The sequence below is a fragment of the Thermosipho globiformans genome (assembly GCF_003990895.1).
Taxonomy (GTDB): domain Bacteria; phylum Thermotogota; class Thermotogae; order Thermotogales; family Fervidobacteriaceae; genus Thermosipho; species Thermosipho japonicus.
On the sequence record NZ_BHXD01000004.1, the window covers coordinates 108,199 to 135,146 of the forward strand.

The 26,948-nt window shown below is 31.8% G+C and carries 24 protein-coding genes; 10 read left to right on the forward strand and 14 right to left on the reverse strand.

Annotation, left to right across the window (positions count from 1 at the left end):
- Nucleotides 1-10: 10 nt before the first annotated feature.
- The 10 genes from secD (at nt 11) to EO083_RS04700 (ending at nt 10,235) form a co-directional block, all read left to right on the forward strand.
- Nucleotides 11-1,444 (forward strand): protein translocase subunit SecD, encoded by a 1,434-nt coding sequence (gene secD / locus EO083_RS04655; protein WP_126993014.1) that lies wholly within the window; start codon nt 11-13, stop codon nt 1,442-1,444.
- On the forward strand, nt 1,441-2,349 hold the full coding sequence (secF, locus tag EO083_RS04660; RefSeq protein ID WP_126993015.1) for a protein translocase subunit SecF: 909 nt from the start codon (nt 1,441-1,443) through the stop codon (nt 2,347-2,349). The genes secD and secF overlap by 4 nt, the downstream gene beginning before the upstream one ends.
- Before the next feature lie 62 nt (nt 2,350-2,411).
- The gene (locus EO083_RS04665; protein ID WP_126993016.1) at nt 2,412-4,358 is read left to right on the forward strand and encodes a sodium-translocating pyrophosphatase; all 1,947 of its coding nucleotides are present in this window, start codon (nt 2,412-2,414) and stop codon (nt 4,356-4,358) included.
- A gap of 6 nt (nt 4,359-4,364) precedes the next feature.
- A complete protein-coding gene (locus tag EO083_RS04670) occupies nt 4,365-5,372 on the forward strand; it encodes a 6-phosphofructokinase (RefSeq protein WP_126993017.1) in 1,008 nt (335 codons plus the stop codon).
- Between the two features lie 9 nt (nt 5,373-5,381).
- Nucleotides 5,382-6,140, forward strand: a complete 759-nt coding sequence (locus tag EO083_RS04675; protein WP_126993018.1) for an SAM hydrolase/SAM-dependent halogenase family protein — start codon at nt 5,382-5,384, stop codon at nt 6,138-6,140.
- A gap of 62 nt (nt 6,141-6,202) precedes the next feature.
- Nucleotides 6,203-6,826, forward strand: coding sequence for an energy-coupling factor ABC transporter ATP-binding protein (locus EO083_RS04680; protein ID WP_241229973.1), 624 nt, complete (start codon nt 6,203-6,205; stop codon nt 6,824-6,826).
- Entirely contained in the window at nt 6,814-7,611 is a 798-nt protein-coding gene (locus EO083_RS04685; protein WP_126993020.1) for a DNA polymerase III delta subunit-related protein, read from the forward strand. The genes EO083_RS04680 and EO083_RS04685 overlap by 13 nt, the downstream gene beginning before the upstream one ends.
- 95 nt (nt 7,612-7,706) lie before the next feature.
- The gene (locus tag EO083_RS04690; protein WP_126993021.1) at nt 7,707-8,843 is read left to right on the forward strand and encodes a sodium ion-translocating decarboxylase subunit beta; all 1,137 of its coding nucleotides are present in this window, start codon (nt 7,707-7,709) and stop codon (nt 8,841-8,843) included.
- Between the two features lie 11 nt (nt 8,844-8,854).
- Entirely contained in the window at nt 8,855-9,082 is a 228-nt protein-coding gene (locus tag EO083_RS04695) for a 4Fe-4S binding protein (protein ID WP_126993022.1), read from the forward strand.
- Complete coding sequence (locus EO083_RS04700) at nt 9,075-10,235, forward strand: 2-oxoacid:acceptor oxidoreductase subunit alpha (protein ID WP_126993023.1); 1,161 nt, start codon at nt 9,075-9,077, stop codon at nt 10,233-10,235. The genes EO083_RS04695 and EO083_RS04700 overlap by 8 nt, the downstream gene beginning before the upstream one ends.
- A gap of 70 nt (nt 10,236-10,305) precedes the next feature.
- On the opposite strand, the gene hutU is transcribed toward EO083_RS04700, so the two are convergent.
- The 14 genes from hutU to EO083_RS09990 all read right to left on the reverse strand — a co-directional run bounded on the left by hutU (nt 10,306) and on the right by EO083_RS09990 (nt 26,805).
- Nucleotides 10,306-11,955, reverse strand: coding sequence for a urocanate hydratase (hutU, locus tag EO083_RS04705; RefSeq protein ID WP_126993024.1), 1,650 nt, complete (start codon nt 11,953-11,955; stop codon nt 10,306-10,308).
- Between the two features lie 19 nt (nt 11,956-11,974).
- Nucleotides 11,975-13,198 carry a M20 family metallo-hydrolase gene (locus EO083_RS04710; protein WP_126993025.1) on the reverse strand — a complete coding sequence of 408 codons (1,224 nt, stop codon included), beginning with the start codon at nt 13,196-13,198 and terminating at the stop codon, nt 11,975-11,977.
- Nucleotides 13,195-13,746, reverse strand: a complete 552-nt coding sequence (locus tag EO083_RS04715) for an NUDIX hydrolase (protein WP_126993026.1) — start codon at nt 13,744-13,746, stop codon at nt 13,195-13,197. The genes EO083_RS04710 and EO083_RS04715 overlap by 4 nt, the downstream gene beginning before the upstream one ends.
- 15 nt (nt 13,747-13,761) lie before the next feature.
- Nucleotides 13,762-15,423, reverse strand: coding sequence for an outer membrane protein assembly factor BamB family protein (locus EO083_RS04720; RefSeq protein WP_126993027.1), 1,662 nt, complete (start codon nt 15,421-15,423; stop codon nt 13,762-13,764).
- A 1-nt stretch (nt 15,424) separates the two neighbouring features.
- A complete protein-coding gene (locus EO083_RS04725; RefSeq protein ID WP_126993028.1) occupies nt 15,425-16,594 on the reverse strand; it encodes a class I SAM-dependent rRNA methyltransferase in 1,170 nt (389 codons plus the stop codon).
- Nucleotides 16,595-16,596: 2 nt separating this feature from the next.
- On the reverse strand, nt 16,597-17,685 hold the full coding sequence (locus EO083_RS04730; protein ID WP_241229970.1) for an iron-containing alcohol dehydrogenase family protein: 1,089 nt from the start codon (nt 17,683-17,685) through the stop codon (nt 16,597-16,599).
- Nucleotides 17,682-19,124: an aminomethyl-transferring glycine dehydrogenase subunit GcvPB gene (gcvPB, locus tag EO083_RS04735; RefSeq protein WP_126993030.1), complete on the reverse strand. Its 1,443-nt coding sequence runs from the start codon at nt 19,122-19,124 to the stop codon at nt 17,682-17,684. Before gcvPB ends, EO083_RS04730 begins: the two co-directional genes overlap by 4 nt.
- Before the next feature lie 19 nt (nt 19,125-19,143).
- The gene (gene gcvPA, locus EO083_RS04740) at nt 19,144-20,463 is read right to left on the reverse strand and encodes an aminomethyl-transferring glycine dehydrogenase subunit GcvPA (protein WP_126993031.1); all 1,320 of its coding nucleotides are present in this window, start codon (nt 20,461-20,463) and stop codon (nt 19,144-19,146) included.
- 21 nt (nt 20,464-20,484) lie between these two features.
- Nucleotides 20,485-21,795, reverse strand: a complete 1,311-nt coding sequence (gcvT, locus tag EO083_RS04745) for a glycine cleavage system aminomethyltransferase GcvT (protein WP_126993032.1) — start codon at nt 21,793-21,795, stop codon at nt 20,485-20,487.
- A gap of 117 nt (nt 21,796-21,912) precedes the next feature.
- On the reverse strand, nt 21,913-23,205 hold the full coding sequence (locus tag EO083_RS04750; RefSeq protein WP_126993033.1) for a nicotinate phosphoribosyltransferase: 1,293 nt from the start codon (nt 23,203-23,205) through the stop codon (nt 21,913-21,915).
- Nucleotides 23,206-23,220: 15 nt separating this feature from the next.
- Nucleotides 23,221-24,675, reverse strand: coding sequence for an apolipoprotein N-acyltransferase (gene lnt, locus EO083_RS04755; protein ID WP_126993034.1), 1,455 nt, complete (start codon nt 24,673-24,675; stop codon nt 23,221-23,223).
- 11 nt (nt 24,676-24,686) lie between these two features.
- Entirely contained in the window at nt 24,687-25,820 is a 1,134-nt protein-coding gene (locus EO083_RS04760; protein WP_126993035.1) for a DegT/DnrJ/EryC1/StrS family aminotransferase, read from the reverse strand.
- A gap of 232 nt (nt 25,821-26,052) precedes the next feature.
- Nucleotides 26,053-26,418 carry an SGNH/GDSL hydrolase family protein gene (locus EO083_RS09985; RefSeq protein WP_241229971.1) on the reverse strand — a complete coding sequence of 122 codons (366 nt, stop codon included), beginning with the start codon at nt 26,416-26,418 and terminating at the stop codon, nt 26,053-26,055.
- A 36-nt stretch (nt 26,419-26,454) separates the two neighbouring features.
- Nucleotides 26,455-26,805 (reverse strand): SGNH/GDSL hydrolase family protein, encoded by a 351-nt coding sequence (locus tag EO083_RS09990; protein WP_241229972.1) that lies wholly within the window; start codon nt 26,803-26,805, stop codon nt 26,455-26,457.
- Between the last annotated feature and the right edge of the window lie 143 nt (nt 26,806-26,948).

A 26,948-nucleotide genomic window follows, 5' to 3' on the forward strand; every position in this document is an offset into this window, starting at 1 on the left:
AGGTAATGAGATGAAAGATAACAAAGTTAGGGGAATTATTACACTAATCGTTATCGCACTTGCTTTTCTTTCGCTGCTCTGGCCAACAAGTGAAGGATACAAGGGACTTGCAAGTCTTTTCAGTAGAATAAAACTTGGACTTGACATAAGTGGTGGAGCCAGAATTGAATATAAAGTAGATATTGATAAATCAGTTGAGAATCCTTCACAAGTGGCAGAAGATGTTTGGACCGTTTTAAGAAACAGACTTGATATGGCAAACTATACAGAAGCGGTTGTAAAACAAACATTTCGTGAGGAAAATACATTTATAATTGTAGAAATTCCTGGAGCTACTGATACAGCCCGTGCAGAACAATTGATAGGTTCTACAGGACTTCTTTGGTTTGGTCAAGTTATTGATTCTACAACATCAGATCCAAATATTGATCCAAATCTTATAAATGAAGCAAAAAGGGAAAAGGCAGAATGGCTACTTGATAGAGAGGGTAAAACTTGGTACTTGGTAAAAAAGGAAATAGCAAATATTTCCAATTTGAAACTTGTTTCTCCAAAAATAGTAGAAGCAATTCCACAGGTTGATAGAAATAATGTTGCAGGTTATGTTGTAACATTTAAATTGGATAAGCAGTATGCAGACGTTTTTAAAAGAATTACGGAAAAATTATATGTTCCAGAAGACTTAATTAATCAAGGTGGTGTAGCATACCAGCAAGCTTTGAAAAAAAGACTTGCGATAGTTTTGGATGATAGAGTGCAATTTGCTGGGTTTGTTACTGCAAAAATTACAGATGGAAGTGCTTTAATTAAAGGTAATTTTACACTTGATGAAGCAAAACAACTTGCTGCTATATTAAAAAGTGGTGCGTTGCCAGCAAGACTTGAAAAGGTTTCATCTGGATGGGTTGCACCTCTTTTAGGAGCAGATATTGTTTCAGCTTCTCTCAAGGCAGGTATAATTGGAATTATATTAGTTTTAATCTACATGATAATATTCTATGGAGTAATGGGAATTGTAGCTGATATTGCACTTTTATATAATACTTTCTTATTACTTGGAATTTTAGCTGCAACTGGTTCAATACTTACATTACCTGGAATTGCAGGTATCATTTTGACAATTGGTACTACTGTCGATGGAAATATAATTATTTATGAAAGAATTAAGGAAGAGATCAGAAGAGGAAGTTCTGTAAAAGCGGCAATTTCAACTGCATTTTCAAAATCATTTATAACCTTGTTTGATGCTAATTTAACTACAATTATAGCTGGTTTGTTCTTGTATTATTTTGGTACAGGAACAGTGAAAGGATTTGCTATAACTTTAATTATTGGTGTTCTCGGTAGTTTGTTTGTTAACCTTGTTGTTTCAAGATTTTTCCTTGAATTATTCTCTGGAGCAATTAAAGTTAAAGGTGCTAGCAAGGGAGGTGCCAGGGCATGATTGATTTCGTTGGAAAAAGAAAAATATTTATAGTAATTTCACTAATTTTAGTAGTGGCATCTCTGATAAGTATTTTTACTAAAGGTTTTAACTTTGGTGTTGAATTTTTAGGTGGTTCGGAAATAATTTTAAAAGTAAATGCAGAAGTTAGTGAATCAGATGTTAGACAATTAATAAAGGACCTGGCACCTGAGTTTGAAAATGCCAGAATTACCCAAATAAAAAGTGTTGATGATCCAAAAGGAATTTCTAAGTTTTCAATTGTAGTTTCACCAAAAGATGAAAATGGAGAATTAAAAGTTTATACTGGAGAAGAAAAATCTGTACTTAGCAAAAAAATAGTTGAAGCATTTAAGAATAATAATTTTACAGCAGAGGTAATTGGATTTAACGAAACAAGTGGTTATGCAGCGCAAGAGATTAAGAATCTTACTTGGAAAGCAATTGTATTTACATTACTTGCACTTTTAATTTACATAACTTTAAGGTTCCAGTTTGTCTTTGGTGTAGGTGCTGTAGTTGCATTGATACATGATGTTGTAATAACTTTGGGATTTTATTCATTCTTTAACTATGAATTAAATGTTGCAGCAGTGGCAGCTATTTTAACATTAATAGGTTATTCTTTGAACGATACTATAGTTGTTTACGATAGAATCAGGGAAAATTTAAGAAGGTCACGTGGTAGTACTATTGAAACATTAGTAAATAATAGTATTAATCAAGTTATTAAGAGAACTATTAATACATCCTTGACAACTTTCATAGTAATATTTATACTATTGTTGTTCTCTGGAAATAGTATAAAACCGTTTGCGTTCGGTATGACAATCGGTACTATAGTTGGAACGTATTCATCCCTATATATAGCAAGTCCAATTGTGATAAGATGGATAAAAAAGTGAATAAAAAATAAATTAAATTTGAGGGCTTTGAGGCCCTCAACTTTATCTAAAGGGGTGAGATTTTGGCTTATTTTTTGATAACTGGAGCAATTTCAGTTGTTTTTATTTTGATTCTTGCATTTAAAATCTTGGAAAAATCCTCAGGAAATGAGAGGACAACTCAGCTATCAGAGATTATTCAAAGGGGTGCAAAGTCCTTCCTACTGCAAGAATACAAAGTGTTTTTTCCAGTTATTTTTGCTCTAGCTATATTTTTCTATTTTATAGTAAGTATTAAGGCAAGTATTGCTCTACTTATAGGTTCAGCCTTTTCCGTTTTGGCAGGTTATTTTGGAATGGCTATTGCTACAAGAGCAAATGCAAGAACTGCTTGGGCAGCAACAAAAAGCTTGGGAGAAGCTTTAAGTGTTTCATTTTCTGGCGGAGCTGTTATGGGATTAACCGTATCCACACTTGGGATTTTAGGACTTGCTTTGACATATTATGTTACAAAAGATATTGAATTAATAAGTTATTATTCGTTAGGTGCATCATTTGTTGCACTGTTTGCAAGAGTTGGTGGTGGAATTTATACTAAAGCCGCTGATGTTGGAGCAGATATTGTTGGAAAAACTGAAGCGAATCTTCCAGAAGATGATCCTAGAAATCCAGCAGTTATAGCTGATAATGTTGGAGATAACGTTGGTGATGTTGCTGGAATGGGTGCTGACTTGTATGAGTCATATGTAGGATCTATTTTTTCTGCAATTGTTCTTGGAAGTTTATTTTTTGGAGAGAAAGGCTTTATTTCAGTTGTGTTTGTTGTAATTTTTGGTTTATTATCTTCACTTGTTGGAATAGTTACAACTTTATTGAGGGCAAAAAAATCTGCTGATCCTGCTAAAACTTTAAGGTTTGGGACAATTTTTGCTGGCGTTTTAGCACTTACAGCAACATTTGTATATAGTTATTTAGTAAATTGGTTAAATATCTTTTACGTAGTCTTTTTTGGAGTTTTTGTTGGATTATTAATAGGTTTGATAACTGAGTGGTACACTTCAGGAAAAAAAGTTGAAAATCTTGCAAGAACATCAACTATGGGGCCTGCAAATGTAATAATTAGTGGAACTGCACTCGGAATGGAGTCAACATTTATTATAACTTTGTTAATAGCACTTGCAGTTGTACTATCATATAAAATTTTAGGGCTTTTTGGTGTTGCACTTTCAGGTGTTGGCATGCTTTCTACTTTAGGTATAAGCTTATCTGTAGATGCTTACGGGCCAATTGCGGATAATGCAGGTGGAATAGCACAAATGGCGGGGTTGGATCCAAAAGTCAGGGAGATTACAGATTCTCTTGATGCTGTTGGTAATACAACTGCAGCTATGGGTAAAGGATTTGCAATTGGTTCAGCAGCACTTACTGCACTTGCGTTATTTGCCAACTTTAGCTCAATATCAAATGTTAGTTCAGTAGATTTGAGTAATCCATATCTATTTTTAGGTGCTTTAATTGGTGGAATGTTGCCATTCTTCTTTTCGGCACTAACTATGCATGCTGTTGGTGATGCTGCAGATGATATGGTAGAAGAAATTAGGCGTCAAATAAAAGAAATTCCAGGAATATTAAGTGGTGAATCTACACCAGATTATCAAAAATGTATACAAATTGCAACTAAAGGTGCATTAAAGAGAATGGTGCTACCTGCAGTATTAGCTATTCTCTCACCAACATTACTATATTTTCTTTTTGGTCCAATAGGTGTTGGTGGATTGTTGATTGGTGCTACAGTTTCAGGAGTTATGTTGGCAATATTCATGGCTAATTCTGGTGGAGCTTGGGATAATGCAAAAAAATTTGTTGAAGAGGGACATTTTGGAGGTAAAGGTTCCTTTGCACATAAGGCAACAGTGGTTGGAGATACAGTAGGAGATCCATACAAAGATACTTCAGGACCTTCGATTAATATACTGATAAAATTAATGGCTATTACGTCAATAGTATTAATGACAATTGTAAGGGGGTAGTAATATATGAGACGTGTAGGTGTATTATGTGTAGGAAATGATTCCCCAGGTATAAATGCAGCAATACGTTCAGCTGTAGTTAGAGGGTTAGACCTAAATATTGAAGTTATGGGAATAAAAGATGGATTTGAAGGATTATTAAGAGATGATTTAGAAGTTTTATTGAGACCCAATGTATCAAACATATTACATCAAGGTGGAACTATGCTTGGAACATCACTATATGTTCCTGAGGAAGATGTTGAAAAAGTTAAGGAAAAAGTTGAACAATATGGGATTTCATCCTTGCTTATTTTAGGAGGAAGACTTGGTGCAAAGGCAGCAATAAATCTAATGAAAATAGGAGTTCCCTCAGTTTTGGTACCCGCAACGATTGACAATGATTTGGCATTTACTGATTTTTCTATAGGCTTTTTCACTGCGGTTGAGCATGTTAAAAATGCATTGGATGTTCTTCATTCTACAGCTGAATCACATCATAGGGTTATGATAGTTGAGACAATGGGAAAACCTGGTGGCTGGATTGCAACAATTGGAGGACTTTCAGGTGGAGCTGATTATATAATTACTTCCGCTGAAAAACCAAACTTTGATGAACTGATTGAAATTATAAAGAGAAGATATGAAGGTAAAAAAAGATTTTCATTAATAGTAGTGGAATCTGGAGTCGAACTGCCTGAAGAGATAAAAAAAGAGTGTGATGGATATGAGAAATTAAGTTCATCAGAAATTATTGGAAAGTATATTGAAAAAAAATTAAAAGAAAAGTTTGGAATTGAATGGAGATATACTAATCTTGGTTATTTACAAAGGGGTGGATCTCCAGCAGCAATGGATAGAATCATAGCAACTCAGATGGCTGCACATGCAATAGAAATGATAAAAATGGGAAAAGTTTATCAAGCAGTTGGTGTAAAAGGATTTTCTATTACTGAAATTCCTTATTCAGAAACAATGTTAAATTACAGGCCAGTAGATTACTATTTAAAGGAGTTAACTAAGTTATTTTATTAAGGTGATAATATGATTGTATTTATGACTGATTGGGGTTCATCACATTATGTTGGAATCTGCAAAGGAGTTATGCGAAAAATTGCCAATATAGAGATAGTGGATCTAACTCATGATATTTCATCATTTAATGTGCGAGAGGCAATGTATATCCTCTCGCGCTCTTTTATACACTTTCCAAGGGGAAGCATTTTCCTATGTGTGGTTGATTATGGTGTAGGAAGTTCTAGAAAAGCTATAGCAGCTAAAACTGAAAACTATTACTTTGTAGGGCCGGATAATGGAATTTTTACACTTGTTTTTGAAATTGAAAAACCATTAGAGATAAGAGAACTCAATAATAAAGAATTTCATTATGGTGATTCTCAAACTTTTCATGGAAGAGATATCTTTTCTCCAGCGGCTGCATACATCTCCCTTGGGAAATTTGAACAACTTGGAGATCAGTTGTATAACTATGGAACTCTTCCATATATTAAACCAAAAAGATCTGGAAATAATATTCAAGGAGAAATTGCTTATATTGATAAATTTGGGAATATTGAAACAAATATTCCTTATGATTGGATTAAGGATTTTGAAAAAGTTACAATAGTTAAAAACAGAAAGAGAATAGAAATTCCCATAGCAAATTATTATTCTGAAATTGAAAAAGGACAATTACTGGTACATAATGATAGTACTGGATATGTTGAAATTGCTGCAAATCAATATAGAGCAAATGATATATTAAAGTTCAATACAGGGGATTTATTGGAGTTGATATTATAGAATTAATAGTTAACAATTTAGAAGTATTTTATACAAATAAGAAAATAATTGGTCCCATAAATATAAAATTCAAAACCAATGAATTAGTATTATTATTAGGCCATAACGGTAGTGGAAAAACAACATTTTTAAAAGCCCTTGCGGGTGTAGTAAATTTTAAAGGTGAAATAATATCTAGCGATGGGAAGCCATTTTATATGGCCACTGGTTATGTTTTTCAAAATCCTGAAACGCAAATTGTTGGCAGTACTGTTTGGGAAGATGTAATTTTTGGGCTTGAAAATATAGGACTTAAAAGAGAAGAAATTGAAAAAAGAGCTTTAGAAACGTTGAAAACTACCGGATTATTAGATTATAAAGATTTTGATCCATATAGTTTATCTGGAGGTCAGAAACAAAAGCTTGCAATTTCTTCTATTTTAGCTATGAGGCCTAAATTTTTGCTACTTGATGAACCAACTGCAATGTTGGATAAGTACGATAGAATGATTATTAAAAGATTAATTGAGCAATTAAAAAAAACTGGTATTGGTATAATACTTGCAACACATCATGTAGAGATTTTTTATGATATAGCTGATCGAGTAATTTTAATGAAAGATGGTCTTGTAAAATATGATGGAGCAGCGTTAGAAAAAATTTTAAGAGAGTACTATGAAGAAGGTGGAACAATATGGAAAAAATAAGAAAATTAATTGAGAATAATTCTGGAAATTCTATAGCCATTGTTGGTGAAAATAAAAGATATGTTAATGATAAAGTAATGCAAGCAGTTTTAGATGTTACTAATTATGATATACAAAGATATTTAATGATTGATGAAAATAATATTAAGATAGATCATGTTAGAAATATTCAAGAGTTTTTATCATTTTCATCTGATAAAGGAAAAAAGATTGTAGTTATTTTTAATGCAGAAAAAATGCTTCCAGAAGCCGAAAATGCTTTGTTAAAAACATTAGAAGAACCACCTTCGTATTCACTTATAGTTCTTACAACTACTAATTGGAAAGCATTATATCCAACTATTAGAAGTAGATTGCAAAAGTATTATGTAAGTGTTCCAAAAGATATCTTATTAGGATTACAGGATTTTATATTAAAAAAACTAGCAATTGAGTTTCCAGATAAAGTAGATGAAATAAAGGCAAATAATTTAAAAATAGTTGAAATTGAAAATTTTGAAGAAAGTCCTAGTTATTACTATTCACTTTACTTAAAAATAAAAGAGAGCTTGGAAGATGCTAAGAAGATTAATAACTTTGTTGCTAGTTTATCAAGTATAAAAGATTTTAATTTTTTAAAAGTATTATCTAAAATAGCCCTCTGGATATGTGAAGAGTTTAGTTGTGATTATAAATTTGCAAAGGTATTATCTTCAATATTATCTTCAAAAGTTGCAAATTATAATTATGAACTTACGTATTACTTTATATTGTTGAGCTTAAATGATGCTATAAAGCAAGAATGAAAATTTTTAAGAATAATGGAGGTTAATATTTCTTTCATTATTTTAGATAGTGATATATAATAAGAGTAGAAATAAAAATAAAGGAGGAGTTGGACTTGTTAGAATCACTAATGGCTTTTTTTCAGAGTACGGCGTTTATGAATTTAACGATTGGTAATATAGTTATGTTTGCTGTTGCTGGCGTTTTAATATACATAGCAATAGCAAAAGATGCTGAACCATTGTTATTAATACCTATAGCTTTTGGAATTATTCTTGCAAATGTACCTCCTGATGTGACTGGAATTTTAAATCCTCCTACAGAAACTTCACCTGGTGGTGTGCTCTGGTATTTGCAACAGGGCTTGGTTCTCGGAATTTACCCTCCATTGATATTTTTAGGTATAGGTGCTTTAACTGACTTTTCATTTATGCTTTCTTATCCGATTACAATTTTTCTTGGTGGAGCAGCACAGATGGGGATATTTATAACATTTCTTTTGGCTAAATTTTTCGGTTTTACTTTAAAGCAAGCTGCTTCGATAGGAATTATTGGAGGGGCAGATGGGCCTACATCAATATATATTACTTCTAAGTTTGCACCAGAACTATTATCAATAATTGCAATTTCGGCATATTCATATATAGCACTAATTCCTGTCTTACAACCTATGGTTTCAAAATTGCTTACAACCAAGGAAGAAAGAAAGATAAGAATGAAACCACCTAGAAAAGTAACAAAAACTGAAAGAGTATTATTTCCGATTGTAACAACTATAATAGTTGCATTGATAATTCCAAAATCATTGCCATTGATAGGAATGCTTATGTTTGGAAATCTTTTAAGAGAAGCTGGCGTTGTTAAGAGATTAGTAGAAGCTGCAAGTAGGTATATTTTAGATACAGTAACAATTTTATTGTGTGTTTCGGTTGGTGCATCTGCAAGAGCAGATATTTTCTTAACGCCTAAATCTCTTCTAGTATTTGGAATGGGTGCGGTAGCATTTGTTACTGCGATAACTTTTGGAATTTTATTTGCAAAATTGATGAACCTGTTCTTGAAAGATAAAATAAATCCATTAATTGGTGCAGCGGGAGTATCCGCGGTTCCAGATTCTGCAAGGGTTGCACAAAGGGTTGCACAAGAAGAAGATCCAACAAACTTTATTTTAATGCATGCAATGAGCCCAAATGTTGCTGGTGTTATTGGTTCAGCTGTTGCTGCGGGAATATTCTTATCATTAATTAAGTGAGGTGGTTTTAGATGGCAAAAAGAAGCTTTAGAGTAGATATAAATTATGATTGGTGTAAAAGCTGTGGAATTTGTTATCATATGTGCCCAACAAAAACTATCAAGGAGGGAGAACTTAAAAGACCGGTAGTTGAAGATCATTCAACCTGTATTGGCTGTCTTATATGTGAAAATTTGTGTCCAGATTTTGCTATAAATATTGTAGATATAACTGAAAAAGTAGGTGAAAAAAATGGGTAAACTTGTTTTCTGGCAGGGAAATGAAGCAGCAGCCTATGGTGCTTTAAAGGCAGGATGTAGATTTTACGCAGGATATCCTATAACTCCATCTTCAGAAATTGCAGAAACCATGGCAAGAGAGCTTCCAAAAGTAAATGGTGTTTTTATACAAATGGAAGATGAAATTGGAAGTGCTGCAGCTATAATAGGTGCCTCTCTTGCTGGTGTAAAATCAATGACTGCAACAAGTGGACCGGGTTTTAGCTTAATGCAAGAAGCATTAGGATACGCAGTAATGACTGAAACGCCTTGCGTATTTGTAAATGTAATGAGGGGAGGACCTTCAACAGGTTTACCAACTAAACCCGCTCAAGGCGATATAATGCAGGCAAGATGGGGAACTCACGGGGACCATGCCATAATAGCTTTGTATCCTTCAACTGTTGAAGAGGTATATAGATATATGATAGAAGCATTTAATTTAGCTGAAATATATAGAACTCCAGTAGTATTTTTGATGGATGAAACACTTGGTCATATGAGGGAAGCTTTTGAGTTGCCCGATTTAAAGAATGTCGAGATTGTAAATAGAATTTCTGAAAAAGATCTAGAAGAAGAAGAAATATTTGTTCCATATGTTGAAAGTGAGTATGCAGAACCCAAACCAACTGCATTAGTTGAGATGGGAAAGACGAGATTCCATGTTTCTGGTCTCGTACACGACGAATCCGGTTTTCCAAATGCTGCATATGAAACTGCAGAAAAACTTATTAAGAGATTATCTAACAAAATAAAATTGCACATTGATGAAATATCAATATACGATGAATATTTAACGGAAGATGCAGAAGTTTTGGTGATTGCATATGGAATAGTTGCAAGAAGTGCAAAAGAAGCCGTGAAAATTGCAAGAAATGATAAAATGAGGGTAGGATTGTTTAAACCAATAACAATATGGCCACTTCCAGTTCACGAACTTAGAAAAAGGCTTTCAAAAGTTGAGGCAGTAATAATTCCAGAAATGAATTTGGGACAATATGGAAGGGAAATTTTAAGATTGGTAAAACCAGGAACGAAAGTTAAATTTATTAATAAAGTAGGTGGAGAATTAATTACCCCTGAAGAAATACTTGATGGAATTAATGAAATTCTAACAGAAGGATATGATTACTAGCAGTTAAATAAAACTAATTAAAAAAATGGCTTTGGGTAAACCCCAAAGCCATTTTTTATAGTAAGAAGTTTTAGTCAAGCATTGGCATTCTTAGATTATGTTTTTTAGCAGTTTCAATTGCAATTTCATATCCAGCGTCAGCATGTCTTACAACACCCAAACCAACATCATTTGTTAAGACTCTTTCAAGTTTTTTGTGTGCAAGGTCTGTTCCATCTGCAACAATAACCATACCTGCGTGTAAGGAATAACCAATACCGACACCACCACCGTGATGGAATGATACCCATGTCGCACCACTTGCTACGTTTAACATTGCATTTAAAATTGGCCAGTCTGCAATCGCATCACTTCCATCTTTCATAGCTTCTGTTTCTCTATATGGACTTGCTACTGAGCCAGTATCATGGTGATCTCTTCCAATAACAATTGGTGCTTCTAATTCACCTTTTTTGACCATTTCATTAATTGCAAGTCCAAATTCTGCACGTTCTCCTTGACCGAGCCAGCAAATTCTCGCGGGTAGTCCTTGCCATTTTACTTTCTTTTGTGCAAGTTCTATCCATTTTCTTAGATGGTCATCATATGGGAATAGCTCGAGCACTTTCTTATCAGTTTTGTAAATATCCTCAGGATTTCCTGACAGAGCTGCCCATCTAAATGGTCCTTTTCCTTCGGCAAATAAATCTCTAATATATTCGGGGACATATCCTGGGATATTAAATGCATCTTTTACGCCATGATCATATGCAAGTCTTCTAATATTATTACCGTACTCAAATACTTTTGCACCTTGTTTTTGCATTTCAAGGATTGCGTTAATATGCTTTACAACGCTCTCATAAACTAATTCTAAGTATTTCTCAGGATTTTCTTTTCTTAAATTCAATGCTTCATCAAATGACATTCCAGCTGGGACGTATCCAGTTAGTGGATCGTGGGCCGCAGTTTGGTCAGTAACTATATCAGGGATTATTCCTCTTTTAACAAGCTCAGGATGAACTTCTGCTGCATTGGCAAGGAGGCCAACTGATAATGGTCTTTCTTCTTTAACTGCTTTTTGAACCATTTCAAGTGCTTCGTCTAAGTTGTCCGTCCAAGTATCTAGATATCCAGTATTAAGTCTTCTTTCAATCATTCTTTTATCTATTTCAACAGCGAGCACAACACCATCATTTAATGTTACTGCAAGAGGTTGAGCTCCACCCATTTCGCCAAGTCCAGCAGTAAGTACCCATTTTCCTTTTAAGGTTCCTCCAAAGTATTTTTTTGCAACGGCATAAAATGTTTCATACGTTCCTTGCAAAATGCCTTGAGTTCCTATATATATCCAACTTCCAGCAGTCATTTGACCATACATAATAAGGCCTCTTTCTTCTAACTCTCTAAAATATTCCCAATTTGCCCATTTTGGTACCAAGTTTGAGTTTGCAATCAAAACACGAGGAGCCCATTCACTTGTTTTAAATACTGCAACTGGCTTTCCACTTTGTACAAGTAATGTTTCATCCATTTCCAAAGTTTTTAGTGTTTCCACTATTTTATCAAAACATTGCCAGTTTCTTGCAGCTCTACCGGTTCCACCATAGACGATTAAATTTGCAGGATCTCTTGCAACTTCTGGATCAAGGTTGTTCATAAGCATTCTCATTGGAGCTTCCGTTTGCCAACTTTTACACGATAATGTTGTCCCCCTAGGTGCTCTAATAATTCTTTCCATAGTTTTTCCCCCTTTTCTTTTATGAATTTGCAATTAAGTAGGCATAGACCTTGGTATCTTCAATTAAGTTTTTAATTACGACATATTCATTAGGCTGATGGGCAGTTTCATCAATAGTAGCCCATACAGCAGCTGGTAAACCTTCATTTCTTAAAATTGCAGCACAAGTTCCGCCACCAATTCCTCCTACTCTTGGTGTTATATTTCTCATTTCTTTAATTGCATTTATTAATTTAACTACTATTTCTGAATTTTTATCAGTAGGAGGAGCTGCTTGTTCAAATTGGAGTTTTTCAATTTGGATTTTTACTCCATTTTCTTTTTCAAATTTTTCACCTAAACTTACAATGTTTTTAAAAATTTCCTCTAAGTTATATTGTGGTAATATCCTACAATCAAAATAGAAAATATCTGTACCAGGAATGGTATTTACATTTTCAACGTTGGATTCTTTTTTTGTTGGTTCAAATGAGCTTTTTGGATAATCAAAAAGTAAATCTTCTTCGTTATAATTTGAATTTAAATATTCATCTAAAATTGTTAAAAATTTTGCTCCGTATCTGTGAGCATTTTTAGCAATATCAGGTCTTGAAGCATGAGCTTGTTTGCCGGAAACAATTACTTTAAACCAAAGTATTGATTTTTCGGCTATTTCAATAAATGAACCGTCAGGTTCTCCCGAATCAGGCACAATGAACAAATCATTTTTACTAAAGAGATTTTGTTTAACAAGATGTTTAATACCATAATCAGAACCAGTTTCTTCATCAGAAACAAAAGCTAAAGCAATATTATCTTTTGGACGAATACCTAGATCCATTATTGTCTTCAAACCATATAAAGATGCAATTAAAGAAGATCCATTATCTTCCGCGCCTCGCCCGTAAATTTTTCCATCTTTCTCTACAGGTGTAAAAGGATCATTTTCCCACAAACTTAAATCTCCAGCTGGTACTTTGTCCATATGTGTAATTATCCAAATTGTTCTTCTTCCAACTGTTCCATTATATCTTGCAACGATATTTGGCCTGAATCCATACGGAACAATATCATCTTTAGCATCGTACCTTTCAATTGAATCAAACTCCCAGTCTTTTATTAAATTTTGAAGCCATTCAGCCATTTCTTTTTCACCTGGGCCTCCGGATCTTGGGTTCACTGAGTTGATTGAAATAAACTTTTTCATTGAATTTTTAATATCTTCCTGAATTTCTTCAACTCTTTTGATAATCTTTTCTTTCATTGTTTTTCCCCCTTTTCATTTATTCTTTTATATGCTTCGTGGGCAATTAAAGCTGTCATTCCCCAGATAATATGATCATTATATTCAAAAAACATAACTTTGTATTTTCCACTTTTCCATTTATAATCCCTTCCATTTGGAATTAGATGAAATGGAAAAGAACTAGGAGGAATGACTTTTACTTTTAAGTCATATGTATACTTAGGTGATTTAAAAATTTCAATTGGCACTTCAATAGTTTCTTCAACTTCATATTTGTTTATACTTAAATTAGAGTTTTCTAAAATTCCAATAAAAGGATGTAAAATAATATTAAATGGGGTATAAACTGGAGGAAGATTTGAAATTATACTTGGGCGTACACCAATTTCTTCTACTGTTTCTCTTATTGCAGCACTTTTTGGGGTTTCTCCATATTCTATTTTCCCGCCAGGAAAAGATATTTCCCCTGGTTGTACTCTAAGTAAATTTGATCTAATTTCGAATAAAAAATATTTTTTATTAACGACAGGAACTACAACAGCATATTCTTCTGCGCCTATAAACATTATTTGTCACCTCAGTTAGAAATTTACAGAAGATGAGTTTAAATGATTTTTGTAAATGCTGTACCAAGAATCACTTGGCATGTCATTTGTTGATAATGCATAAATATTTTTTCCAATTATAAATAAATTTCCAATATTGTCCATTACCAGAAACTTTGAGTTTTCAAAAAAGTTATTGTAGACTATATTATAATTTTTTAAATCAATTACATACAATCTATTACCGCTTGTTAAAACATATAGAAATTTATTTCCAACAATACCATCTTGAATATTTTCATCAAGTGACAATATCAAGTTATCATTTTTGTATATATTATTTTCTTTAAATGTATATCTATTATTTAGTATATCGAGTAATATGAAAGAATTTTCAGGGGGAATTTGAGGGTTTTCTAATGAAAAAGCTAGGTTTTTGACATTTCCAACAAACTTATCTTTTTTATTGTTTTTCCATATATATCCCATACCGTCTACAATGTAAACACTTCCTGATAATGAAACAAAAGGACCTGAAATAGGCCATTTTCCCACTTCATAGTGGTTCAAAATTTTACCGTCTTTAATTTCATACAAGATTCCATCGTCGGATACTACATAAATTATTTGACCATCGAAAGCAGCTCCTAAAGTTAAATCAGAATCAAGTTCTATTTTCCACATTAGATTTCCATTAAAATCAAATTGATATACGTAATCATCCCAGCATGTAACTAAAAGTCCATCGTTATTTAGAGTAAGATGTCCAGTAACAATGAAAGGTAAAGTATAATTCCATGTAATTTTCCCATCTTCGATTTTAAATATTTTCCCATTTGTCGCGGCGACGTAGAGAGTACCATCTTTGGCAACGGGTTTTGATGTTATTTCTTGATCAAGGTTTACTTGCCATAAGAGCTTAACTTTATTATCTGTAAATTTAATTTCATGACTTACATTAATAAAAGCAATTATTTTGAATGGATAAGTTGTAACATTAAAATCTTTTGTAATTAGGTAATTACCTACTATTATATTTTCACCATCAGTAATTATTTTATTACCGTTTACATTTTTGGAGAATATTAGTTTGTTATTTTCATCATAAAATTGTAATAAATTATTTTTTAAAATAATGTGATAACCATTGTATACATAATCATCAGCTATATTGAATTTTTTTATGAACTTTGGAAATTTAGGATTTTCAATATCAAAAATTGATAAATCTGAAGAAGAAAAAACTGCAAGTTTTCCATTTGTAATTCTAATTTTATGTATTTTTCCATTATCAGGGCTGAGCGACCATACAATTTTTCCGTTATCCAAAGCAACAACATTTCCCATATTTATACCAAATATAACGTCTTTATAAACAAAAGGATATTCAAGACTTGAAATGATTCTTATTAATTCAAGTTTTCCATTTTCAAATTTATATAATCTATTATTAGATAAAAAATAACCTTCTCCAATGTAGATTGGAGATTCTATATAAATTTCTTTTTTTGTAAAAATATCAACTATCGAATCATTATAAATTGCATAAATTTTGTTGTCTAAAAAGCAAATATCCTTAAATTTTCCATCCAATATTTTATCTGCTGATTTATAAATCCCATCATCAGTAAGAAAATAAATTTGAGAAAATAAAAGTATTGTAAGAAAAACAAATAGTATAGATAATAGCTTCTTCATTTTACACACCTTTCATATTTTCAAGTTGTAAAAGTAAGAATTTAAGATATTTTGTTTCAAGAATATTTAATACATAAGGATGATCGTACGGTTGATTTCCACGAAAGAGCACTCTTGCTAATTTTCCAGCATCAACTGCTGCTGAGAATATAATATTTTTAAAATCTTCTTCTGTTATTACTTGAGTACAGGATGAAGTTGCAAGAATTCCATTATTTTTAAGTATTTTCATAGCTCTTAAATTTATCTCTTTGTAGCCTCTTTTTGCATTAGCTTTGCTATTTGCATTTTTTGCAAAAGCTGGTGGATCAATTGAGATAATATCAAATATTTTTGAATTGTTGTCATAAGATTTTAAAATGTCAAAGGCATTTCCGATTATAGTGTCATAATTTTTAAAATTGTTTTTCTTAGCAGTAATGTTAACCACTTCAATTGCTCTTTCAGAATAATCTAAAAATGTTACATGTTTTGCACCAAACTTTAGCATATGCATTCCAAAATTTCCAGTATAACAAAATGTGTCTAGGCATATGGCATCTTTTGAATAATTTTTTAGTGATAATGCATTGAATCTTTGATCTAAAAATGCTCCAGTTTTTTGACCTAAAGTATCAGCAAAGAATAAAATATCATTTACTTTATACGGTATTAATTCAGGCCCTGATTTATAGATCCAACCAACATGTTTTTGAAGTCCTTCTTTTACTCTTGATGTACTTTCTGATTTTTCAAATATTCCTTTTGGTGAAAAAGTATTTATCAAAATATCTAAAATTTCGTTTTTAAACATTTCCATTCCAAGAGTGTTAATTTCAATTACTATATAGTCTCCAAATTTGTCGGCTATGATTCCAGGTAAATTATCGGCTTCTGAAAAAATTATTCTAAAGCTTTCTTCTTTGGGATTTCTCCTAAATAATGCTTCTTTTATTCTTTTTTCAAAAAAACTTTTGTTTATTTCTTCATTTAATCTTGTTAAGATTCTAATCCTTATTTTAGAGTTAAAATTAATGTAACCTTTACCAACAAAATGCTTTTCATGGTTAAAGACACTAACAATATCACCATTTTGAGGTGTTCCATCAATGTGTTCGATTTCATTTTCATAAATCCATGGATGTCCATTTTTAACTCTATTTTTAATGTTTTTCTTTAAATAGACTTTCATTATTACCCTCCAAACAAACCAGATTCTTCAAAGAGCCATTTATAAGCTTTTATAATTTTCTCTTTAGTATAATTTCCAGGTGTAACTTTTACATGGGAAGAATTTTTAACTCTTTCTGCCCATTTTTCTATTTCATTTTCACTAACTTCAAAATTTAATTTAATTTCTAGTTTTTTAAGAAAATCAAAGGTATTTCCCATTATTGCTTTAATCTTCTCAGCTTTTTTTGAACCTGAGTTTTCTATTTCAAAAGGTAGAAAAACTGCTGTGGCAAGGCCATGTTTAATATTTTTGTCAGTTGTAAGAGAGTATCCCAATGAATGTGCTATTGTTGTTCCAGTAACACTTATAGCTACCCCTGCATACATTGATGCAAGCATTAAATTTTTTCTTAATGAATAGTTGGAAAGGTTGTTAACAAGTTTTGGTAAGTCTTGAGAAATGATTTCAATTGCTTTGAATGCATAAAGATCTGAGAAAGAGTTTGACTTCAGAGAAAGTGCTGATTCAACTGCATGCGACAGGGCGTCAAGGCCTGTAGAAATAGTAAGTTCTTTTGACATGGTTAAAGTATATTTAGGTTCAAGAATTGATAGTGTAGGAAATACTATTTCATGCTTGAACCCTTTTTTCACATTATTGATTGTTAGTACGGAATATTGTGTTACCTCACTTCCTGTTCCCGATGTTGTTGGAATACAGATTATTTTGGAGGCAGTTTTGTATTTACTTTGATCATAAAGATCCTCAATTAAAATATCGTTTTTACACAAGACAGCAATAGCCTTGGCGGTGTCCATTGGACTACCACCGCCAAGACCAACAATTACATCCCAATTTTTACCAAATTTTCTTATAATTTCTTCGATCATCTCTTTAGGAGGATTTTCAAGTGTTTCATCAAAAATTTCATATTTTTTGTTTAATTTTTCTAAGTTCTTTATTAATTCCTCAAGACTTCCATTTTTTTTAGAGCTTTTTCCTGTTATTATTAAAAAGCTTTTACCAAGTTTTTTTATTTCATCTACTGATTCATTATAATTGTCTTCAAAGAAAACCTTTGTTGGAAGAAAAAATTTCAATACTATCACTCCTCAAAGTTATATTTGAAAACAGGCTTTCTTGAAGCACTTACATCGTCAAGACGTCTTACAGGAGTGTTATATGGTGCACCTTTTACAAGTTCAGGATTTTCACGGGCCTCATTAAATATTTTCTCAAGTATTTGAGCAAATTTATCTAATGTATCTTTACTTTCAGTTTCAGTGGGTTCAATCATAAAGTCTTCATGGACAATTAATGGGAAATACATTGTTGGAGCATGAATACCGTAGTCTAATAATCTTTTAGCAATATCTAACGCTTTAACACCGGTTTCTTTCGTCAATTTTTCACACGTAGATACAAATTCGTGCATACATGTACCTGGATATGCTATATCCATTATTTTGCTTACTTTAACTCTCAAATAGTTGGCGTTTAAAACAGCCATTTCTCCAACCTTTTTTAATCCGTCTTTTCCCATTGTTTTAATATATGTATATGCTCTAACCATGACCGAGAAATTTCCAAAAAAGCTTCTTATAAATCCTATGCTTTCAGGTTTATTATAATTTAATGTGTATTTATCCTCAGTTTTAACTATTTCTGGAACTGGTAAAAACTTAGCAAGGTGTTTTTTTACACCAACTGGTCCGCTCCCAGGCCCTCCCATTCCGTGAGGAGTGCTAAATGTTTTATGAAGATTTAAGTGGACAATATCAAATCCCATATCTCCAGGTCTTGTTCTTCCCAAAATTGCATTTAAATTTGCTCCGTCATAATAGAGAAGAGCGCCTTTTTCGTGTGCCATTTGGGCAATTTTTAATATATCTTTTTCAAATAATCCAAGAGTATTTGGGTTTGTAAGCATGATTACTGCAACAGTCTCATCTAAAACTTTTTCAAGTTCATTTAAGTCAACTCTTCCATCTGGTCCTGATTTTAATTCAATTACATCAAATCCAGCCATTCTAGCTGAAGCTGGGTTTGTTCCATGGGCACTATCGGGTACAATTACCTTTGTTCTTTTGGTATCACCACGACTTAAGTGATAGGCTCTTGATATTAACATTCCGGTTAATTCACCATGAGCGCCTGCAGATGGTATTAACGTCATATCATCCATTCCAGTAATCTCACAGAGCATTTCTTTGAGATCATACATTAACTTTAAAGCACCTTGAACAGTTTCATGTGGCTGAAATGGATGAATCATGCTAAATTCTTCAAATGAAGCAACTTTCTCATTTACTTTTGGATTGTATTTCATTGTACATGAACCAAGTGGATAAAAACCAACGTCTACAGAATAATTTTTTGCAGAAAGGTTAGTATAATGTCTTACAACATCGACTTCGCTAACTTGAGGAAGTCTTGGCAAAGATTTTCTTAAAAGATGTTCTGGGAGATTTATTTCGAAATCTTTTATATTGTTGTCAGGTAACTGAAAACCTATTCTTCCTTCTTTGGAGATTTCAAAAATTGTCATTTATTTCCCTCCAATCTTATTAAAAATGTTTTAATAGCTCATCAATACTTTCTTTTGTGTTTACTTCCGTACAGCATGCAAGAGCAAAATTTTTAAAGTTTGGCATTGCCTTTTCTAATGGCAGAGGGCCAAGTATTCCTTCATTAGCCATTGTTTTCCATTTCTCATAATAGTTTTCTCCTGCATTAAATACAAATTCGTTAAAGAAAGGTCCATTAAATGTCAAATTGTAACCTTTTTCAACTAATTTTTCTGCGAGATAGTGAGCAGCGTTATAAGACATTCTTGCTACTTTTCTAAGTCCTTCAGGTCCCATAACAGACATGTAAATTGCATTTTTAAGAGCCATTAATGCATGATTGGAACAAATGTTTGAAGTTGCTTTTGCTCTTCTAATATGTTGTTCTCTAGTTTGTAAAATCATAACGTAACCTTTTTTTCCATCAACGTCTTTTGTTTCACCAATTATTCTCCCTGGCATCTTTCTTACGTGTTTTGCTAAAGTTGTGAAGAAACCTATTCCAGGTCCGCCATAATTTGGGGTTATTCCGAGAGATTGACCTTCACCAACAACAATGTCAGCACCAAATTTACCAGGAGCTTCCAAAATTGAAAGCGCTATTGGTTCACTTACTACTATATAAACCACATTGTCTGGAAGTATTTCTTTTATTTGTTTTAAATCTTCTACAATTCCAAAAAAGTTAGGATAACCAACTACAACTGCCGAGGTGTTATCATCAATCTTAGATTTTAGATCTTCTAGATCTATTGTTCCACTTTCGGTCCATTTAACAGTTTCAATTTCAATATTTTGTGGAGTACAATATGTTTTGCTTGTAGCCAAAAATTCAGGGTTTATAGAACCAGCGGCAAGAATTTTTGTTTTATTATTAATTCTAACAGCCATTAACATTGCTTCAGCAAGGGCAGTTGCTCCGTCATACATTGAAGAATTTGCTACATCCATTCCAGTAAGTTCACACATCATTGTTTGATATTCAAATAAAGCTTGCAAGGTTCCTTGGGATACTTCAGCTTGATAAGGTGTATAGGCGGTAACAAAATTTTGGTTATTGGATAATGTTTCAACTACAGTTGGAATGTAATGAAAATATATTCCAGCACCTGCAAAAACCTTTTCTGGTTCAAAGACTTTGTTGAGTTTACTTAATGATTTAATTTCTTTTAAAATTGAAAATTCATCTTTTCCGTTTTCAAGATTGTATTCTTCAATTGTTTTTGGAACATCCACATATAAATCTTCTATGGAATTAATACCTATTTCTTTTAACATTTCCTTTATTTCTTCGTCAGTATGTGGAATGTATCTGTGCATATTCACTCATCCTTTCTTTTATTATTTTTTCTTTTTTGATCTTACACTTCCTCTATAAAATGGCATTTTTACTATTTCAGCTTTGACCAATTTGTTTCTAATTTCTATTTCAATTATTTCTCCTGACTTATAACCAGTTTCTATTAATGCCATACCAATTGATTCATTTAACGTAGGTGAAAAGGTGCCACTTGTAACTATACCAATTTCCTTTCCATCTTTGAAAACCTTGTAACCGTGTCTTGCTATTCCCTTATCTATTAACTTGAAACCTTTTAATCTTCTTTTTAAACCTTCTTCAAGTTGCTTTTCTAAAGCAGCTTTTCCGACAAATTCTTTGTCAAATTTTACGGCCCATTTTATACCTGCTTCTAGTGGTGTTACTGTTTCATCCATATCGTTGCCATATAGTAGTAATGATGCTTCAAGTCTCAAAGTATCTCTCGCACCAAGTCCTGCGGGTTTAACACCTAAATTAAGTAATTCTTCCCATATTTTTACTATTCCATCTTTATCAGTAGTATAAATTTCAAAACCATCTTCTCCTGTATAACCTGTTCTAGATATTAAAGCTTCAACATCTTTTACTTTTCCAAAAGCAAATGTATAGTATCCTATACTTTCTAAATCTACATCAGTCAATTTTTGCAACATTTTTTGTGCATTTGGACCTTGTATTGCTATAAGCGCATAGTCATCTGATTTATTTTCTAACTTGACATCAAAGTTTAATGATACTTTTTTCATCCATTCAAAGTCTTTTTCAATATTTGCAGCATTTATAACAAGGAAAGCTTTTTCGTCTGAAATTTTATAAGCAAGCAAATCGTCTATGAATCCTCCGTTTTCATTACACATAGCTGTATAAACAATTTCACCATTTGAGAGATTTTTAAAATCATTGGTAATTAAATAATTAACAAAATTAGTTGAATCTTTTCCTTCAACTGATACTTGTCCCATGTGAGAAACATCAAACATACCAACATCTTTTCTTACAGCAATTACTTCATCTTTAATCCCAGTATATTGAATAGGCATTTGAAAACCTGCAAAATCAACCATCTTGGCCCCTAGCTTTACGTGCTGCTCATACAATGGTGTATATTTCATATATAATTCCTCCTTTTTAAAAGAATTAAGCAAATTATTTGCTTCATCAAAAAGATCTTTAGGTACATAAATTTCAAAAAAAGAAGTTGAACCAAAGTAAGCTTTGGGAAATGGTTCATCAACTGATTTTATAACACAATCGATATTGTTTGTTTTTAGCATTCCTTCAATTAACTTTGCGTTTATTTCTCCATCAACCTCTAAAAGTTTTTTCCACACAATTTCATCTCCATTCTTATTCTAACACCAGAATTTAAACTGTTAAAATTCAGTTATGAACAATAAAATGCAATTATTAAAAATATTTATGTTCATTCTTTGTCGTGTTAATTTATGTTAATTTTCCCAAAACCTTTTTGGAACTATACTTAGATGGGAATTATCTTTTTTATAGCGACCAACCTTTGCACAAGGTTTTCCATTAACCTCAACGATATCTGCTGTTACATCAATTTTTTTCTTTAATAATTTTGAGCCGACACCATATACATCGGCAGGAACTTGTAACTTTTCAAAAAGTCTTATTTTTTCTTCGTCAAAACCACCGGAAACTACAATTTTCAAATCCTTTAGTCCAACTTTATCAAATTCTTGCCTTGCACGCCAGACAAGTTCTGGGCAAACACCAAAAGAACTTTCATCTTTTGGAACTACGGATTTATCCCTTAAATTTCCTGAAGTGTCAAACCTTACACCCCAAATTTTATTTTTACCTTCTCCAATAATGATAGATGGATCTGTCTGACCTAATATGAATTTTTTTCCTGTGACATATTCATAAAAGCTTTTTACTACTTTAAAAGTTGTATTTATTACATCGTTGTCCCAATCTACTAGGAAGATTCTATTTACATGTTCTGGCATATATTTATCAAAAGCAATTGATGCAATATCTGTTTGCCCGTTATATGCAGCAATTAAGGCATGAGGGATTGTTCCCATAGATTCAATACCCCAATAGTCAGCATTTGCATCTGTTGAAACACCGAAAGCTCCGGCCTTTAGTGCAGCATATCCATCAGTTGCTTGAACCCAGTAATGATCAAAGCGAGCACTAAAAAATAGTATTGGCTTTCCATTAGCAGCTTTTACTACTCTTTTTACTGCTGTTGCTGTACTTGAAGCTCTTGCAATAACACCTAGCAGTACAGTTTCAAGATAGCCAAAATATGTAGGATCGCCTTCTATTGTTAAAATAGGCGCCCCTTCTTTTACATCATCTCCATCATATGCTGCTTTTACTTCAATTTCATCCCACTTATCTACCCAGAGATCGTTTAGTTTTAATCTAAGCTGCCATTTGTTTTCAGTTAATTTAACTATTTCATTTATATCTCCTTCAATACTAAGACTTTGCATCTTTTTATCTATTTCAAGCATTTTTGAAAATAATTCTCTTGCTTTACCTTCATCTTTATAGTATCCAGTACAGAACTTTAATATTGCAAGTGCTTCATCAATACCACATATAGTTGCATCTTGACGTGGGAAGAATTGGTAGTAAACTCTTGGATGGTGATTATCCTGTTTTAAAATTTCAACATACCTTGTAAAATACTTATCAGAGTAATATCCCATTCTTATTTTATCAATTGGTAATTTAAATACCTTTGGATGGAGTCTAGTCATAATCTTCCTCCTTTTTTATATCCTATTTTTTCTTCTGTCTTTATAAAGTATTGGAATTAATAAAGTTAAAAGTATTGAAAGAATAGAAAACCAATCACCGAATTTTTGATAAAGTGTTCTTGTGGTTTTTGCACTTATGTTTAAAATTCCAGTTGTTTGATTTCTAAGTGGAAGTATTTTTTGAATTCTTCCAAAATTATCTACTACACCACTAATTCCAGTGTTTGACACTTGAACAACATATCTTTGATTTTCTATCGCCCTAAAAACAATTTTTGAAAAATGTTGCCATAGAGCAGTATCATGCTTATACCAACCGTCATTTGTAATAACAAACAAAACTTTTGCTCCATTATTTGAAAGATTTCTTGAAATTTCAGGAAAATAGCTTTCAAAACAAATTTGAATACCAAATTCAGGGAATCCATCGATTTTAAATGTTTTGAATTCATCTCCTGGAATAAAATAAGCCACTCCTTTTAAGAATTCAAACTTTTTAAAGAATTTTTCATAGGGTAGGAACTCAACAAATGGAAAAAGCTTTATTTTATCATACTTATCTACTAGATTTCCGTTTGCATAAACTAAGGCACTATTTTTAGGTTGTAAGTCATAAGTTGGAAAACCTAAAATAATAGGTTTTCTTTTGCTTATATTTTTCAATTTTTCTTCAAGCTGAGAATTTCTGATATCTTCGGTTGCAAAAACTGCCTCTGGTAAGATATGAAGGTAATTATTGGGGGTATTAGCAATTAAATTTTCAATGTTGTACATAATTTTTTCGCTTTTTGATGTGTATTTTATTTGTTGTTCATAGTTTGTTTGAACAGCAACTATTGGAACATTAGCGCTATTAAGTGGAAGGTTAGTTGAGACTATCCAGTTTACAAGATATATAAAGCTAATTGTAATTATAATTACTTGTATTTTTGACTTTTTAATGTAGAGTATGTAATTAATGAATACTATTAAAAACACTATTCCAAGGGTTCCTGTGATTGATGCAATTTGGATAATACCAATATCTTTATATAATGCATCAGAAAGTCGAATACCAGTAAACCCTAGTTCACCAATTCCGCGTAAAAACTCTGAAAATGTAAAAGCAGAAGATACAAATAGAGCTTTTGGAATATCACCTTTTATTTTGTCTATAAAATAACCATATAATGCGCCAAATAATAGAAAAGGAAGCGCTTCAACTAGACATAAAAGCAAATATACAAAGAAACCAGTTACAGAAGAAAATTTTCCAAAAAATTCTGGAAGATTTTTTGTAAGAATTGGAATTACCCAATACATTGAGATAAAAATCAATAAGTATTCATATAAAAATGCATATAAAAATGAAAGTTTTCTATTTTCCATTGATTTAAATAAAAATATTAGTGAAAACCATACAATACCGCCCCATAAAAAGCCTGGCATTGAAAGTGCTGTAAGAATTGATGAGATTATTGCAAAAATCATAACTATCCCACCTATGAGAATAATTCAATAGATTTTTTTAGATAATAAGCAACTTTGTCTTGTTCATCTTTTTTTAGATCTGTGTAAAATGGGATTGCAAGTGTTCTTTTCGAAAGTTCTTCTGTTACAGGTAACATACCTTCTTTGTATCCCAAATTTCTGTATAATGGCTGGAGATGTACTGGAGAAAAGTAGTTTCTGGATTCTATGCCATTTTCGTTTAAATAGTTTATAACCTTATTTATATCAACACCTTCAGGCAATTTTACAACATAAACAAACCAAGACATTTTTGTAACATAGTCTTTTATAGTCGGAGTTTCAATAAAATCTAAAATTTTGTTATAATACATTGCAACTTTATTTCTTTTTTCAATAATATGGTCAATTTTTTTCATTTGTGAATATCCAAGAGCAGCAGACATTTCATCTAACCTATAGTTATAACCAATTATTTCATGAGAGAGCCAGCCATAGTTTGTTCTTCCTTGATTACGCATAGCCCTAGAAAGATGAGCTATATTTTCGTCGTTGGTTACTATTATTCCACCTTCGCCAGTTGTTATTTGCTTGTTAGGATAAAAAGCAAAGGCGCCAGCTTTACCAAAAGTGCCGCATTTTTTCCCTTTATACTCACTTCCCAAAGCCTCACATGAATCTTCAATGATTTGAATGTTATATTTTTCCGCAATTTTTATAATTTTTTCCCAATTTAATGGATGCCCAAATATATCTACGGCCATTAAAAACTTTACTTTTTTAGGATCATATTTTGTTTTACCTGAATGTACCATTTCCATGAATTCTTCTATAGCATCTGGATCTATGTTCCCTGTATCCTTTTCAATATCTATAAATACTGGAATGCCTTTTTCAAAAAGAGCAACATTTGCAGAGGCAATAAAAGTAAATGAAGGAACTAATATTATATCTCCTTCTTGAAAAGATAAGGATTTTAGTATCAAATGTAGTGCTGAAGTTCCACTATTGACAGCAATTGCATATTTTACGCCAATATATTTTGCTACTATATCTTCAAATTTTTCTAGGTAAGGACCTAATGCTAGTCTACCACTTTTTAAAACGTTTAAAACTTCATCAATATCTTCTTTTGAAATTGAAGCATTTGAAAGTGGTATTTTCATCTAATTTCCCCCTAATTATTGAGTTTTAATTCACTAATAAGTATAACACAGTTATTAGAAAATTTGCAGGTATTAACTTTTTTAGAAAGATAAACTAAATAACTTATATTTTAATCAATGGATAAATTTAGTGGATTATGGGGAAACATAGATAAGTTAGGCAGTTTAATAATAGTAACTAGCAGATTTGTTGCGTTGATAAGAAAAAGTCTTTTTTGTTTTTATTTTTATATCATTTGCTAGAAATTTTTTCTTTTATTAACTCTGCTAATTTTCTTGCGGAATGATCATTAAGATGTACACCATCAATTGTTGTAACAAGATTTCTTTTTTTGCTGACAATATTAGAAATTATTGGAGATCTAACAAAAATAGAATCAAGTACCATCTTAAACGGCTTTTTAGAAATAAAATATTTGTTTGTATTAATTTTTAATTGAGATTTTTGCCAAAAATTGAAGTCAACTAATTTAAACGAGTAATCTTTACATAATTTATGAATAATCTTATTGTATTCATCAACTTTTTTATTTAACTCATTATTTAAATCTTCTCCTATACATGGTATATTTATGACTAAGACGTCTTTATCTACCAAGAGATTTAATAAGTTTTTATATTTTTTTCAAATTCTTCAATGTTTTTGAGGAAATTCTTCCTGAAACAATAATTTTTTTAACTTTTTTTGCCATTCTGGTGAGTAGTTATATAAGAATGGCAAAAGTATATCATTAGTTCCAATTTCTATTATGATATTTTCTACAGTTTGACTATTTAGAAGATTTTTTAGTCTATTGTATAGATCAAGAGTGGTGTCCCTGCCTTTTCCATAATTAAGAAATTCTTTTCCTAAATATTTTACGTATGACACTCCTGGTATTCCTTCTGTTATACTGGCTCCAAAACAGTAGTACATATTTTCACGTTGTTCATTTTTTGTTTTTATTATTTTAACACCCTGGCCAATGTAAAAATTATTTTTCAATCAATCTAATCATCTTAGGATGAGCTGAGAGTGCGTCTATTAACATTGTTAACTGCTGTCCTAGTAATGTAATCTGTGCCTTTAGCGTCCTTTCATTCATTCCTCTCATCTTTATCCTCTGCTTCAGCCTTTCTATATACCAT